This is a genomic window from Acetivibrio clariflavus DSM 19732 (assembly GCF_000237085.1).
Classification (GTDB): Bacteria; Bacillota; Clostridia; order Acetivibrionales; family Acetivibrionaceae; genus Acetivibrio; species Acetivibrio clariflavus.
In genome coordinates this window covers 4,081,750-4,095,504 of sequence record NC_016627.1, presented here as the reverse complement: position 1 = coordinate 4,095,504, position 13,755 = coordinate 4,081,750, and the positions used below count along the sequence as shown (strand labels likewise).

At 34.8% G+C, this 13,755-nt stretch carries 11 protein-coding genes and 2 pseudogenes; 11 read left to right on the top strand and 2 right to left on the bottom strand.

What is annotated here, in order from left to right; genetic code table 11:
* The first annotated feature begins 10 nt into the window (after positions 1 to 10).
* The 9 genes from CLOCL_RS17020 to istB all read left to right on the top strand — a co-directional run bounded on the left by CLOCL_RS17020 (position 11) and on the right by istB (position 8,117).
* Positions 11 to 472, top strand: coding sequence for a hypothetical protein (locus CLOCL_RS17020; protein ID WP_014256488.1), 462 nt, complete (start codon positions 11 to 13; stop codon positions 470 to 472).
* A 220-nt stretch (positions 473 to 692) separates the two neighbouring features.
* A complete protein-coding gene (locus CLOCL_RS17015; protein WP_014256487.1) occupies positions 693 to 1,766 on the top strand; it encodes a hypothetical protein in 1,074 nt (357 codons plus the stop codon).
* A gap of 21 nt (positions 1,767 to 1,787) precedes the next feature.
* The gene (locus tag CLOCL_RS17010; protein ID WP_014256486.1) at positions 1,788 to 2,378 is read left to right on the top strand and encodes a pentapeptide repeat-containing protein; all 591 of its coding nucleotides are present in this window, start codon (positions 1,788 to 1,790) and stop codon (positions 2,376 to 2,378) included.
* 77 nt (positions 2,379 to 2,455) lie between these two features.
* Positions 2,456 to 2,794: a hypothetical protein gene (locus CLOCL_RS21290; protein WP_051411223.1), complete on the top strand. Its 339-nt coding sequence runs from the start codon at positions 2,456 to 2,458 to the stop codon at positions 2,792 to 2,794.
* A 32-nt stretch (positions 2,795 to 2,826) separates the two neighbouring features.
* The gene (locus CLOCL_RS17000; protein ID WP_051411222.1) at positions 2,827 to 3,165 is read left to right on the top strand and encodes an SUKH-3 domain-containing protein; all 339 of its coding nucleotides are present in this window, start codon (positions 2,827 to 2,829) and stop codon (positions 3,163 to 3,165) included.
* Positions 3,166 to 3,451: 286 nt separating this feature from the next.
* Positions 3,452 to 5,065, top strand: a complete 1,614-nt coding sequence (locus tag CLOCL_RS21285) for a hypothetical protein (protein ID WP_014256485.1) — start codon at positions 3,452 to 3,454, stop codon at positions 5,063 to 5,065.
* A 12-nt stretch (positions 5,066 to 5,077) separates the two neighbouring features.
* Positions 5,078 to 5,527, top strand: coding sequence for an SUKH-3 domain-containing protein (locus CLOCL_RS16990; RefSeq protein WP_014256484.1), 450 nt, complete (start codon positions 5,078 to 5,080; stop codon positions 5,525 to 5,527).
* Between the two features lie 344 nt (positions 5,528 to 5,871).
* Entirely contained in the window at positions 5,872 to 7,359 is a 1,488-nt protein-coding gene (gene istA, locus CLOCL_RS16985; RefSeq protein ID WP_014256483.1) for an IS21 family transposase, read from the top strand.
* Positions 7,359 to 8,117 carry an IS21-like element ISCth9 family helper ATPase IstB gene (gene istB, locus CLOCL_RS16980; RefSeq protein WP_014256482.1) on the top strand — a complete coding sequence of 253 codons (759 nt, stop codon included), beginning with the start codon at positions 7,359 to 7,361 and terminating at the stop codon, positions 8,115 to 8,117. The genes istA and istB overlap by 1 nt, the downstream gene beginning before the upstream one ends.
* 67 nt (positions 8,118 to 8,184) lie before the next feature.
* Here the strand turns inward: istB and CLOCL_RS22270 are convergent.
* Positions 8,185 to 8,325 (bottom strand): annotated as a pseudogene (locus CLOCL_RS22270) (transposase); the annotation flags it as partial.
* 159 nt (positions 8,326 to 8,484) lie between these two features.
* Positions 8,485 to 9,687, bottom strand: a pseudogene (locus CLOCL_RS16975) (IS256 family transposase).
* 523 nt (positions 9,688 to 10,210) lie between these two features.
* Here CLOCL_RS16975 and CLOCL_RS16970 point away from each other — a divergent pair.
* Positions 10,211 to 10,981 (top strand): copper amine oxidase N-terminal domain-containing protein, encoded by a 771-nt coding sequence (locus tag CLOCL_RS16970; protein WP_014256481.1) that lies wholly within the window; start codon positions 10,211 to 10,213, stop codon positions 10,979 to 10,981.
* Positions 10,978 to 13,578, top strand: coding sequence for an Athe_2463 domain-containing protein (locus CLOCL_RS16965; RefSeq protein WP_014256480.1), 2,601 nt, complete (start codon positions 10,978 to 10,980; stop codon positions 13,576 to 13,578). Before CLOCL_RS16970 ends, CLOCL_RS16965 begins: the two co-directional genes overlap by 4 nt.
* The last annotated feature ends 177 nt before the right edge of the window (positions 13,579 to 13,755 follow it).

Sequence of the window (13,755 nt, the reverse complement as noted above, 5' to 3'; positions counted from 1 at the left end):
AGAGATAATTATGAGCATGCTTTGTAAATGTGGCTATGTTATGTCTGACAAAATAGTACCGAATAAAGTTATTTATTGGACATACACAAAAGAAAATTGGATTCAACGAAGCAAATTTGCTAAAGGGGAGTTTTCTTTTGTTGACTCACAAGCAGTTTGGAATTGTGAAAATTGCGGCAGATTACACTTTAGAAGGAATAAAGTAAAATATACATATAGTATTGAATATACGGAACTAAACAATATAAATTGTTCATGTAGTGAGAAATTTACGAAAGGTGAAGTAGAAGAATATTACAGCGTGAATGATTTTGAATTGGATGAAATAGATGACAAAATCAGAAAAGATGAATCATATGAATTTCCACGAAAGGTTGGTTTTTGCCCTAAGTGCAAGAGAATATTTGTACAGAAAGATGAAGTGTTAAAAATTTATTGTTTAGAAGAATTGATTGATTTAGAAGTAAAATAAGCCTATTTCTATTCCCCGACTGTAGTAATACAGCATCGGGGTCTTTATATATTTGGAATTTTAGTTATTGCAATAGACGAAAAAAATAATCAAGATAAGATGAATTAAGTTGTTTCTGATCAGTATAAATAACCTAAAGTTACTCTAGCAATATATCTATTTGCATTTATGATAATGTATAGAAGAAAAATAAGATACTGTTAAAAAAGAATATGTAGATTTGTTTGGCTTAGCACTTTATAGTCTGTGGAATACGATAAGTCTACACAAGAACTATAAAAATGGTGACTATGAAGCCGGGCAGGAACTTATAGAAGATCTATTATGGAATATTAGATTAACATTAGCCACCTTTGGACTATCAAGTCTGCTAAAATATTTTGCCAAAAAGTTAGCATTGAAAAAACTCACAGAAATATTTGGAGAAAACGTTGCTAAGAATATTACAAAAAATGCGGAAGCTTACGATGTTTATAGAGCAATTAAGAAAATAAGGAAGTTGGGAGTATCGGATGATGTTATAAAAGAATTTGCAGAAAGAATGGGTAAAGATAGCCTGGATTGGCTAGAGAACATGAAGAAAATATTTAACTTTACCGATGATGAGTTAAGGAAGCTTGTCAAACTAGGGGATGATTTATACAATTATTCCGATGACTTTTTAGAAGCCTTTAAGAATTCAAATTATCAGGATGAAATAATAGAAGCAGTATCGAAGTACAAAGATGATGCAGTAGATGCAATAACTAATTATGGCGACGATGCAGCAAAAGCTATATCAAAATATGATAAGACGGCAATTGATCTTATTAATAATAATGGTAAAGATGCAGTTAAAATAATGAATGACGCTCCTGATTATTATGGAGATTTGATTAAAAAGTATGGAGTAAATGGTAACTACCACTATAGAAATCTAAGTGAGTATGAAGCTTTGGCAATGGACCCGGCACATAACTTTCAAATTGATGCTAAATCAATGATTGAGAGACAGATAGGTCTAGAACTAGAAGTAAGAGGAGATATAACAGGGCCTATCGTAAGAGATCCAAATCCAGCAGGTGCTGAGTTTATAGATGCTTTTGGAACAAAGTGGGATATAAAGGGTTGGTATTCTCAATATGCTCCGAAGAGTTATTCATTAGAAAAAGCAATGGATGATATAAGAGAATCTATAAGTAAAGGTGAAAATGTGATAGTCGATTCATCTAAAATGTTTCAAGAACATATAGATGAAGTTAGAAAAGCAGTTGAGATGGCAGGTTTATCCCATAAAGTTGTCTGGTGGCCATAAATTGTTGGAAGGTGATGATAAATGGAATTGAAAAAGTTAGTGGAAGAACATCAAAAATGGGTTGAATCAAACGGATTTATTGGTAAAAAAATAGAAGTTGAAAATATCAGTTTTAATAGATGTACAATTAATAGAAAAAAGTTATGTAATGCTCATTTGGTTAAAGTAAATTTTGACAATTGTAATTTAAAAGAAAATGATATGTATTCGTGTTATTTTTTGGAATCATCATTTTTTAAAGCCGACTTATCAGAATCGGTTTTGAGTAAAGCTGTATTTGATTATGCTTTATTAAGACATTCAAAAATGAAAAATTGTAAAGCAATTAAAACATCTTTTAGTTATGCAGACTTAGGCAATTCAGATTTATCAGATTCGGATTTAAGAGGTGCAGTATTTAGAGGTTCAGATTTAAGTAATGCGAACCTTCAAAATGTAGATCTGACCAGTGCAGTATTAACTGGAACATTGCTATTTGAAACAAATTTTAAGGGTGCAAAAGGCATTGAAGAGATATACTCGGACTATGTCTTTATTGGAACAAAAGATAATCCTAAAAGAATAGAAGGTGATGATATAATTAAATGGTTAATTGAAAAAGCTTCATTATAAAATATGTTTAACCATAGGTCAAAATTCTTAATTATTTGCCCCAACTGTGTTGTTGCACAGTTGGAGTTTTTATCTATGTGATTGCTTCCGAAATGATGGGACCTGCATTAGAACATGTTATAAAATTTGAAATGGTAGAATTAAGAACGATTCTAAGAAATGCAAAAGCTGAGGCAGTACCATTCCTTTATAAAATTTTTGCTCTTGACGGTACTGCAAGTTTTGAAGTGGGTAGGAGTATAGAAAATTGTGCAGAGGTTTGGGCGGTAAGAAATGCTATATTAAGTGGTGTAAAGCTTGAAAATATAGTGTTGAGGACAATAAGCTATGAAAGTGGAGAATTTGCTGAGCTTTGCCAAAACTGTCAACGTACATTTAAAAATTTAATAGAATTTGGAAGAATAATAAGTGATTAGGGAGGAATAAAATGAGTTATAAATAAAATGCAATGCAAATTCTAAAAAAAGCAGGCTGGTTTGAAGAAAGAAGAATTGATATAGAAGATATTTTGAAATTGTTGGTAGAAAGGAAGTTTGAAATTTTCTTGGCAGTGAAAGAGTTTTTTGCTGAGTTTGCTATGCTAGAGATAGCTGTTCCTAATCCTCATGCAAAAGAAATTATACAAAAATATAATTTCAGAAAATATGACTTACATCATACAAACGTCTTTAAAGCTTTAGGTGATGCTGGAGATTACTATTGCACCACTCCATTTGAGGAATTTGCAAAAGAGAAGATGATAATAGTAGGTAAGATAAGTAATGGGAATATGTGGCTAATGGTATAGGAAAGTGGAAAGTTTTTTTGCGATTCAGGTAAATTGGGCGATAACGCATGGGAAGCTTGGGAAACTTTATGTAACCCATTAAAAAAGAGGATAGTAGCATGGCAATATCTGTAGTTATATAGAAATTAGGATGTAAACCCCGGCTGTAGCAATGCAGCATCGGGGTTTTACTTATGAAAAAATAATATGGGCTGTTAAGTAAAAAAATTTATATTGTATTTAAATATATTTTAAATATAAATATCTAATAGAAGAAATAAGCAATGCAGTAAACAGCGAAATAATAATGGTAGTTGCCGAAGAAGTTCAAGTAGGTGACTGGAGCGGAGCAGGATATATTGTAATGGATGACAGTGGTGCAGCAGGCTACATGATAAGTGGAGGCATTGCTGGAGGCTCGTCATCTATAAAGGCAGACCTTGCATTCCTTGCTAATTTAGGATTCGGAATAGCGGATGTAGTAGAGTCTGTAAAATTGATATCATTAGGAATAAAAGCGCTGGCAATAAGCAGGATTCTGGGAGTAATAACAATAATTGTAGGACTTGTTTTTCTTGGCTTAGCGCTTTATAGCCTGTGGAATACGATAAGTCTATACAAGGACTATAAAAATGGTGACTATGAAGCCGGGCAGGAACTTATAGAAGATCTGTTATGGAATATTGGATTAACATTAGCCACCTTTGGACTATCAAGTCTGCTAAAATACTTTGCCAAAAGGTTAGCATTGAAAAAGCTCACAGAAATATTTGGAGAAAGCGTTGCTAAAAATATTACAAAAAATGCAGAAGCTTACGATGTTTATAGAACAATTAAGAAAATAAGGAAGTTGGGAGTATCGGATGATGTTATAAAAGAATTTGCAGAAAGAATGGGTAAAGATAGCCTGGATTGGCTAGAGAACGTGAAGAAAATATTTAACTTTACCGATGATGAGTTAAGGAAGCTTGTCAAACTAGGGGATGATTTATACAATTATTCTGATGAATTTTTAGAAGCCTTTAAGAATTCAAATTATCAGGATGAAATAATAGAAGCAGTATCGAAGTACAAAGATGATGCAGTAGATGCAATAACAAGGTATAAAGATGATGCGGCAAGGGTTATATCAAAGCATGGTAAGGAAGCAGTTGATGCCATCTCTAAAAACATCGACCCAGATTTGATAGAAAAACTAGATGATTTAGGTATTAAACCATCTGATTATGATAAACTTGGAATTGTTGGACGCGAAGCGGCAGAGAATATAGCTGAAGCTATAAATATAGCTAAAACATCCACAACCGTTTTGAGGAATGCAATTAAAGACGGAAGTATTATTTTAAAAACTGCTGATGGCAGAATTTTTATTCCACAAAAAATTGCTATGGCTGTTGACAAAACTGATCCAGGGAATATAATGAAACATACTTATGGCTTTAATCGGGTTTGGGATTCTAATCCAAGTATAGGTGATGATATCATTGATGTTGTTGGAAAAAATCGAGATGAAATTGCTGAATTATACACGAAACATAACTTAGAAACTTTATATAGTGACAGCTTTATTGATGAATTGTTCACAAAGTACCCAGAACACTTCTCAGAACTTGGTGTTACGAAAGATGAAATTATTACTGAAATGGATAAATTTAGAGAGATGCTTATAGCTGCAAAAGAGAAGGCAGCAAAAGGGACAATAAAAGCACCAGATGGGTCACCTAGTTTTGAACCTGACTGGAGCATCGAAAATTGTGCCGAAGTGTGGGCAATGCGAAATGCAATTCTAAGTGGGGTCAAAGTTGAGAATGTTATGCTGAGAACCATAAAGTATAATGATGGTAGTTATGCGGAATTGTGTTTTAATTGTAAAGAAACATTTAAATCACTTATTGAGTCTGCACGAATAATAATGGATTAGGAGTGATAAACTATGCCATTTTCACAATCAACTAAAGAATTATTAATAAAATCAGGATGGTATGAAAATAGGAAAATTGATACAACAGAATTAGAAAGGTTAATTGAATCAAGAGGTTTTAAAGTATTTCCAAAAGTAAAGGAGTTTTTACAAGAATATGGAATGCTAGAATTTAGAATACATCATCCAGATATTAAATCAGAAGTTATTGTTCACAATACGAATCCAATACAAGCATTAGGAGATGCTGGAGATAGAAGAATTGTTGCTCAGTTTGAAGAACTTGCCAAGGAAGAACTTGTTATTGTGGGAGAATTGCATAACCGAAATCTGTTTCTAATGATATCTGAAACAGGGAAAGTATTTTGTGATAATGGAAAGCATGGAAATAATTTTGAAGAGGCTTTAGAATCTATTTTGAACTATAAAAGTTGCATGGCTTGGCAAAATATTAAAGAATAACTATGAAGCCCCGGCTGTAGTAATACAGTTTCGGGGTTTTACTCTTATAGTGTGTTTATGAAGAATGATATGCTAAGTTTTTTGTATTGACATGCTTTTATGCTGTAATGCGCAAAAATAGTCTATACAAAAGGATATACAGCGTGCCGTTTATAAGTTATGACAGTTTTTATAGAAGTTATATGTATTTTTCTTTGGAATTTCAAATATGTGCTTTTTATACAATTGTTACAATGTTAATGCTATTCTAAAATTGTACCACATACCGGTAAAAAAATAGGCCACCTTAATCAAATTTTCCTGTATGATTATGTTGACAGCATCATCGTACAGGAGGAAAGGATATGATTAAGATGGCACAATTAGAGGATATCAGAAAAATGTACTTTATGGAAGACCTAAGTATAAGAGAAATAAGTCGAAGAACTGGAATACATAGGGATACAATCTCGAAATATATTTCTATGGAAGAATCAAAACCGCCAAAATATAAGTTAACTAAAGAACGTAAACATCCTGTATTAGGTCCATACATCCCTTTAATTAAACAGATAATAAAAGAGGATAAAACCAGACATCGTAAGCAACGTCACACAGGAACAAAAATATTTGAAATACTAAAATCAGAAGGCTTTACAGATGGATATAATACGGTAATGGACTATCTTCTTAGGAAGGAATATAGAAAACAAAAAGAAGCTTTTCTACCACTGGAATTTGAATTAGGAACTTATGCAGAAGTAGATTGGACAGAAGCATATTTTTACCTTAAAGGCAAGGAGACTAAGGCACATATTTTTGTAATGAAACTGAGAGGCTCAGGCGGTTTTTATGTAAGAGCATATCCCTTTGAAAAACAAGAAGCTTTCTTTGATGGACACATCAAATGTTTTGAGTTTATGAACGGGGTGCCATACAAAATAGCGTATGATAACTTGAAGACAGCAGTAAAGAAAATACTTGAAGGCAGTAACAGAGAAGAGCAGGAACAGTTCATTTCTTTACGTACCCATTACCTTTATGAATCCACATTTTGCCGACCAGCAAAAGGGAGTGATAAAGGTGGTGTAGAAAATGCGGGTAAAGAAGCTGTCCGAAGGTTTTTCGTTCCCTACCCTGAGGTTGATTCCTTTGAGGAATTGAATGAATATCTGCATAAAGAATGTGTTAAACTTCTGGAAAAGAATCCGAAATGGGAGGCTGAAAAGGCTGCATTGAGGCCATTGCCGGCTATAAGGTTTGATGGTGCAAGGTATAAAGAGGCAAAGGTAAATCGCTATTCTATGGTGCAGTTTGAAACAAACCGATACTCTGTTCCCACGGTATATGTGGGAGAGAAAGTCACTGTTAGAGCAACAGCAAATGAAGTAAAAATACTATACAAAGGAGCAATAATAGCGAGCCATCCCAGGATATATGGCCGAAATCAGGAGCATATAACACTGGATCACTATCTGGAACTACTACTGCAAAAATCCCGTGCATTAGACAACACAAAAGTATACAAGCCCCAAACTATGGCACCTATTTATGAACAATATCGCCGGATCTTAAATGCCAGAAGTCCAAAAGGTAACCGAGAATTTGTAAGAATACTTATGCTGCACAGGGATTATCCGCCTGCGTTAGTGACAGAAGCCGTTGAAACTGCTATGGCATACAATGTATATGGTTATGACGGTGTATTGAACATATTGGGGCAGCTATTAGTTTCAAATAGGCCTAAGATGAATCCTGTCAGTAAAGACAAGCTTAATAATATCCCCGAGGTAGTTGTAATTCCCCCTGATCTTAGCAAATATAAAATTCTCATGTCAGGAGGTGGACAATAATGCCGGTTAACAAAATGTTAATCGAAGCTTATTTGAAAAAGCTGAAAATGCCTCAGGCTGCAAAAACCTATGAATCCTTAGCAAGAGAAGCAGCGGACAATAATCTGGATTATGAAGAATACCTGTTGTGCGTACTAGAGCAGGAAGTACACCAACGGGAAAATAATCGTATCCAGAGAGGAATACGACAAGCAAGCTTTCCAGTAATCAAAACCCTTGAGAGCATTGACTTTCTTGCTATACCATCCCTGAACAAACCAAAGGTACTTAAACTTATGAAGGGAGAATATATCCGAAGAAAAGAAAATGTCCTGTTGATAGGCAACTCTGGAGTTGGTAAAACCCATATTGCAATTGCTCTTGGTTATGAGGCGTGCCGACAGGGCATGAAAGTAAAGTTCTACACTGCAGCCGGTTTAATTAATGAACTGCTTGCCGCTCAGCAGGAATATCGTCTCAATAAACTTGAAAAACAATGGCTGGCACCGCATTTAGTGATTTTAGATGAATTAGGCTATGTACCTTTCAGTAAAGTCGGGGCAGAATTGCTCTTTCAGTTTTGTTCTTCCCGATATGAGAGAGGCAGCCTGATTATAACAACGAACTTAGAATTTCCAAAATGGACGGAGGTGTTAGGTGATGAACAAATGACAGCTGCCTTGCTTGACCGTTTGACCCATAATGCACACATACTGAACATTAATGGGGAAAGCTACAGGTTTAAGCAGGCTCTTTCGAAACAGCCTGATGTTATTTAATTTTTTATGAATTGGTGGCCTAATTTTACTCCGGTAACTGACCTAAATTTTTATTGACATTTACATGTGTTTTTGTTTTTGTGACCTTACGAAACTGACGATGTAGTCCTTCAATTATATTTGTAGTATAAATTATTTTTCGTATTTCTTCTGGAAATTTGAAAAATGGACTTATAACATCCCAGTTATTTTGGATGTGTGAAACTTTTTCTGTAAATTGACTTTCTATGATAATTTTCAATGGGGCTTGTAAGTCAGATTATGGCTTACAAGCCCTTGGTTATAATATAGTGAAAAGAAAATGGCATGTCAAGAGCGCCCTTGAAAAAGGGCGTTTATTTACTCTTGACTGGCCATTTTCTTTTTGCTACGGCAACCTACCCTCATACATGATAGATAACTCACCATAGACCTTACCCCAATTCCTTATAGGTAATGTCCACTTTTTGGTAACTTCAAATGTTGCTAAATATAAAGCTTTTAATAGTGCAGTGTCGCTTGGAAATACACTTCTTTTGCTGTTTAGACGTCGGTATGTGCTATTTAGACTCTCAATTGCGTTGGTAGTATATATAACCTTTCTCACATCTGCCGAAAACTTAAATATTGGGCTGATTACATCCCAATTTGCTGTCCAACTCTTCATGGCATTGGGATAATGCTCTTGCCACTTCTCTGTTACTTCCTTCATTTGCGCGTATCCTGCTTCTTCAGATGGCGCTTGGTAAATACTCTTTAAGTCTGCTGCAAATGCCTTTTTGTCCTTATCCGCTACATATTTTGGCGTGTTCCTAACCTGGTGTACTATACAACGCTGGTACTCTGTCTGAGGATACGCCACAGCTATTGATTCCTTAATTCCTGTTAATCCATCAGCACATAGCACAAGGATATCTTTTACTCCTCGATTTTTAAGTTCATTTAAAACGTTTAGCTAATATTTGCTGCTCTCATTTTCTCCTATCTGGATTGTTAAAACCTCTTTTTTCCCTTCTTCATTAATCCCTAGTATTGTGTACGCTGCAAGCTTGCGTATAATTCCGTTATCCCTGACAGAAAAGTGTACAGCGTCTATAAAAACAATAGGATAAACGCTAGATAAAGGACGTCTTTGCCATTCCTCAATTTCAGGAAGTAACTTGTTAGTGATATTTGAAACCATGCCTTCACTGACTTCAAATCCATAGATATCCTCAATTTGCACAGATATCTCCTTTGTTGTAAGTCCTTTTGCATACATGGCTATGATTTTGTCCTCAATTCCTGAAATATCTTTTTGTCGCTTACGAACTATTTTAGGCTCGAATGAGCTCTCACGATCTTGCGGAACATCAATTTCCATCTCACCATATTTACTGCGAATAGTTTTACTCTTCTTCCCGTTACGAGAATTTGAATTCTCTGATCGTTCATACGGTTCATACCCTAAATGTTCATCCATTTCTGCTTCTAATATAGCTTGTATAGTACTGCCTAGTAGGTCCTTTAAAGCATTCTGGATATCTTCTGCTGTTTTAATATCATACTCCTGAATTAAACCTGCAATAATGTTCTTTTTGCCCTCACTCATGGGTTCTCGTCTTCTTTTTGCCATAAAAAAGCCTCCTATGATTTTATATTTATCATAGAAAGCTTATTTTACAGAGTTTTTTTCACAATCTCTAAAATAAACAGCTTTATAATTCTACATTCCTTAATTTGTATAATTATACTTAAAAAGTAAAGTGCGAATATAAAATATTTATGAATATACGTACTGAATATTGTGGTATTCTACGATTACTTTCCTTTCAGCATAGAGCCAAATTTAGAAAAAATCATCGTTTTGTAAATTAGCAAATAGTGATTTCATAAAGCTAATTTTATGTAAAGTGAAATGTTTTGCACTTCAAAGTAAAAATATAAACAATCTGTAAGATGTATAAGTTTCGTAAAGACTACTTGTTTGATATAATTGGCTAAAGATATAATAAATAATAATATCTAAATTGTGGTATTAAAGCTGACGATATAATATTAAAGTAATAGTATAAATGATTCTTAGTACGTAAAATAATTTGCATTGACAGACATTTTAGAGGAGGATAATTGCTATGAAGAAGTTTGCATTGGTTGTTGCAATAGCACTATTAATGACAGCAATATTTTCGGTATTAATTGTATTTGGAGAGATGCCGCTACGTATAGTGGTAGACGGAGATAGATTATTTTTCCCTGATGCACAGCCCTTTATAGATTCCAATGGAAGAACACAGGTACCTGCAAGATTTATAGGAGAGAGGCTGGGGGCAACAGTAACTTGGGATAGCGCAGCACAGAAAGCAGTTTTTGTAAAAGGGAATAAGAAATTGGTTCTTTATATAGGAAAGAAGGAATATGAACTGGACGGCAAGATGTTACAGATGGATACAGCAGCATTATTACATGAAGACAGAACTTTTGTACCGGCCCGATATGTGGCTGAAGCATTTGGAGCGACTGTACGATGGGATAGTGTAATCAAGACAGTGTATATTGATACGGAGGGCAGAGTAGTTCCTACACCACAGGCTACAAAAGACCCGATATATGGTTGGATTAAAGTTGAAATTGATAAAACATATGTGGAATATAGTATGACTATTTCATTTTCATCAGACAAGGATTTATTAAAAGCAAGATTAGACGAAGCTGAGAAAATGTTTGCCGAAAGGTATGGTAAAGCTATTGCAGAAGAAGTTTTTCAATATTTAAGACAAAAACAAGAGAGAGAAGATCATTTGCCTTTGAAGCAGTATAAAATGGGGAATAAAATAGTGACTGCTGAAGCAGGCAGCATATCATTTATGCTAGATGTATGGAAGGAAGGTGTAATTTTGCAGTGAGAAAGGTTATAGCCATTGTTTTAATTGTTTTGGCTTTAACTACTAGTGTAAGTACTGCATTTGAAATAGAAAGAATTCAGCTTGTTGAGTTAGCAAATAAAGAACTTATTTCATTAGGATTACATGATGAAGACTATTTTAAACTGAAAAATGATAATGGAAAACCTCTTTCTACTAATCAATATTTATCAGGGTATAGAAATTATATTGTTTATGGAAATCCTCATGGAGATTTTAAAGAGGGTAGGTATAGGTATTTAGGCTATACCATGTCGGATGCAATTTTTACTAATTATCTATTCCCGAACGATGTAACTTCAACAACAGGACTTTGGAATAGAAATTGGATTGAAGACCCTAAAGATAATCCAGAAACTAGTTGGAGACCGGAAGTTCAGGGGGAAGGAATATTCAACAACAACCCAATATATGAGGAAAGTATAAGATTAGGGTTAAAACTAATATCAAGAAAAAATCCCGACGGTTCTCTACTGGACTTTCCCGACGACAAAATTGCCGAAAGACAATGGCACAAATATGTTCACATATACCAACCGCCCACAAGCGTAAGCTGGGGATGTGGTATAATGTTTCATAACGACGGCAAAAACTATTTGACTGTACCGCTGTCACCGGAAGGACTTAGGGGTGACCTCAGTGTTCAATTTGAAGAAATACCGTCAAGTGTTGCAGCAGGTAAAAAAGTACAAGTACTTGTACAAGTTAAATCTACATTCAAAAGAGACTTGACTGAAGCCGACGGAAGTGCGCCGGAATTCAAATGGGAGATAACAGATAAAGCAACAAATAAGCCGGTACCTTCGGTAAAGTATTATGGCTATGTGGAGAAGGATACCGGCAAAATTGAACTATCTGCTAATGGTGAAACTGCACTTTTTGCAGAATTTGAAATGCCGGAACATGAAGTAAACATTAAGTTTGAGATAAATAAAGAAGGAGTGAACCCAGCAGAAACTTATCTTGACAATAATGTTTTAAATGCAGTGATAACACCGGCAATAAAAATTAACACCTTTGGAGATATAGAACTTGACTACAATATATTGAGCAGAAAAGTTAATTTTCCTTTAGCTGACGGTAGGGCTATAACTGCAAAACTGTCGGCGCCAAATGGAAAATTGACCGGAAATGCCTGGGGAACATTAAATATATACAATGACTCTGTTAATTTGTTCAGAGGATTTGAAAATCAAACAATAAAAGTGAATGAACCGGCAGGTAACATAATAAAGTATCCGGAAATTAGCACAACAATACATAGAAAAGATGCTACATATGATTCAAACAGCAATAGCTATGACAACCCCATGGAAAGAAAATGGCTGGACGGACCGGCGGTAAAAACAGCCGTTGGGGCAATTAGTTTTGGGGGAAGAGCATATGCCAATTACATATACACCGTCAACAGAACCAATGAGGATGGCAGTACATACACAGAAACGAGAACGGGTATTACCGGTGCGGATTTTGATTCCGGTACCGATACAAAAAACATAACGACTAAAATATATAACGGCAAGCCTACAATACCGACCAAGACTTTTGAGAATAAAATAGAGAACAATACACCGAACTATTTAATAAAAAATTTGTGGTGGACAAGCGAACCCTATGAATTGGATGTGGTACGCTGGATGTGTCACCAGGATGTAGATGGCTCACTATATGGATGGACAGCAGTACCGGGACGTTATAAAAGGATATTTACACAACAAAATAGTGCTATAATTAAATGGAATGTTTTAAGTACTATGGAAAACGAATACAAAAGAAGCCGTGAAGCTGCAAGAAATATGAATTACAGAAAATCAGAATATGACAAGGCTGTCTTTGCATCGGACATAGCATTTAAGAATGTGGATTATCCCATTAAGTCAGGATATTATTTAAATCCTACAGGAACATATACATTTACTGTTGAAACAATTACATACAAACCGACAAATGATGAAACCAAAGACCACAAAGAACTAGTAGAAGCAGTTATCAATTCTTTCAGGTATGAGACGGATTTAATGTATATAAACAGCAATAATCAGCCGGTAAATCTGCAAAATGAGTTACTGACCAAAAGCGGAAACAGTTATGCGAGACGTCCTGCTGCATTGACAGCAAAAGATCCGACCGGAGTTGACGGTGTGAAGATGCTTTATGTGGAGAAAACGAACTACACCAGAGATTTTGAGGAATTGAAACACAGTGAAAAAAGCGGTGAATACACCCATGAATTCTTTAAAGCCATACTTGAAGGATATGAGGAGTCAGGGACGCTTGAGAGCAGGGACAAGTATAAATACAGAGAGTACATAAAAGACGGGCAGAGGATATACAAAATAACCGAAAAAACAACAGTTACCATAAAAATTAATCCTGAAAACAGAAAGTTATATACGTATATAAACATGCCGGACGGAAAATATACGGTAGCAGCGTGGATTGGGGATATTGCACTGTCTGAAGCAAACAGTGAATTTAAAAAACTTGGCACATTAAAAGGAGTATACAATTTTGATGCAATTGAGGTAACCGTAAAAGGGACTCTTTATGACGACCAAAACCCCGTAATTGGACGCTGAAAAGAAAACAGTTATGTTAAAGTATGAAAATAAAGTTTTTATAAACTTGATATTAATTTGAATGTTGGATTTGTTAAAGAATAGGGATGAATAAAAAATATGGATAGTTGTGATTTATAGGAACGCTTTGTTCTTCATTAGGAAATTTCTCCTTATGAGAGAAAAGATACTGAATGT